This window comes from Oleiphilus sp. HI0125, assembly GCF_001635355.1.
This window is the reverse complement of the sequence record NZ_LWGF01000100.1, coordinates 1-1,389: the sequence shown is the minus strand read 5'-3', so window position 1 is coordinate 1,389 and position 1,389 is coordinate 1. Positions and strand designations below refer to the sequence as shown.

The 1,389-nt window shown below is 44.8% G+C and carries 1 protein-coding gene and 2 pseudogenes; all 3 read left to right on the top strand.

Going from position 1 to position 1,389, the window contains the following annotated elements:
• Window positions 1-549: pseudogene (locus A3762_RS01610) on the top strand (translation initiation factor IF-2); the annotation flags it as partial.
• 27 nt (window positions 550-576) lie between these two features.
• Window positions 577-993 carry a 30S ribosome-binding factor RbfA gene (rbfA, locus tag A3762_RS01605; RefSeq protein WP_068753781.1) on the top strand — a complete coding sequence of 139 codons (417 nt, stop codon included), beginning with the start codon at window positions 577-579 and terminating at the stop codon, window positions 991-993.
• Window positions 994-1,006: 13 nt separating this feature from the next.
• Window positions 1,007-1,389, top strand: a pseudogene (locus A3762_RS01600) (tRNA pseudouridine(55) synthase TruB); the annotation flags it as partial.

The following is a 1,389-nucleotide window of genomic DNA, read 5'->3' as shown; positions in this document are numbered from 1 at the left end:
TTGAATGAAATCGGTAACGAAGAAGTTCAGGTGAAGATTGTGAGTAGTGGTGTTGGTGGTATTACAGGTACAGATGCAAGTCTTGCGCTAGCAACCAATGCGGTTATTTTCGGCTTTAACGTTCGTGCTGATGCGCAAGCGAAAAAGATTATCGAAGAAGAATCCTTAGATCTTCGTTATTACAGCGTTATTTACGAGATTATCGATCATGTGAAACAAGCGCTTTCTGGTATGTTGGCGCCAGAATTCCGTGAAGACATTGTTGGTATTGCTGAAGTGCGTGACACCTTTAAGTCTCCGAAATTCGGTCAGGTTGCTGGTTGTATGGTTCTTGAAGGAACAATCTTCCGCAATAAGAAAATTCGTGTACTACGTGATGACATCGTTATCTTTGAAGGCGAGCTAGAATCGCTTCGTCGCTTTAAAGATGATGTAAACGAAGTTCGTTCGGGTACTGAATGTGGTATCGGTGTTAAGAACTATGACGTGAAAGTGGGCGACAAGATTGAGGTCTTCGATAAGGTCTCTATTGCGCGTACTTTGTCATAAGTTTTGTCATTAGAGGAGTTGTAATACATGGCACGAGAGTTTAGCCGTACTGATCGAATTGCCGATCAAATTCAAAAGGATTTGGCGACATTGATTCGTACCGAAATGAAAGACCCTCGTGTCGGTATGGTAACGATAAATGACGTTGAGGTTGCGCGAGACTTAGGTTTCGCCAACGTTTACGTTACTTTGTTGACCCTTGAAGAGAATGATGCGAATTCAGACGAAGTGAAGCAAACACTTAAGGTCTTAAATTCTGCGTCGGGCTTTTTTAGAAGTCAGTTAAGTAAGATGATAAAGCTGCGTACGATTCCGCAGTTGCGTTTTCACTTCGATAGCTCTGTTGGGCGTGGCCGTAAGCTTGACGCCCTAATTACGCAAGCGCGTAAGAAAGACGGTGCTGATGACGCGGCGAACGAACAAACTGATCAAGACCCTTCTTAGGCAACACTAAAAGATGGGTCGACGCAAAAAAGGGCGCCTTCTTGATGGCGTCCTTCTTCTTGATAAACCTCTAGATATTACAAGTAATGGTGCGCTGCAAAAGGTGCGTTGGCTTTTTGATGCACGAAGAGCTGGCCATACCGGTGCGCTTGATCCGCTTGCAACAGGTGTTTTGCCAATATGTTTTGGTGAGGCAACGAAGTTCGCGAAGTATCTACTAGAGTCTAGCAAAGCGTATTACACCACTGCTCAATTAGGCGAGATTCGTGAAAGCGGAGATAGCGAAGGTGAGTTGGTTGAGACGCGCAAGGTTCCAGATTTCTCGATTGCTCACATAGAGCAAAGTCTTGATAAGTTTCGAGGCGACACAATGCAAGTTCCGACGATGTGGTCTGC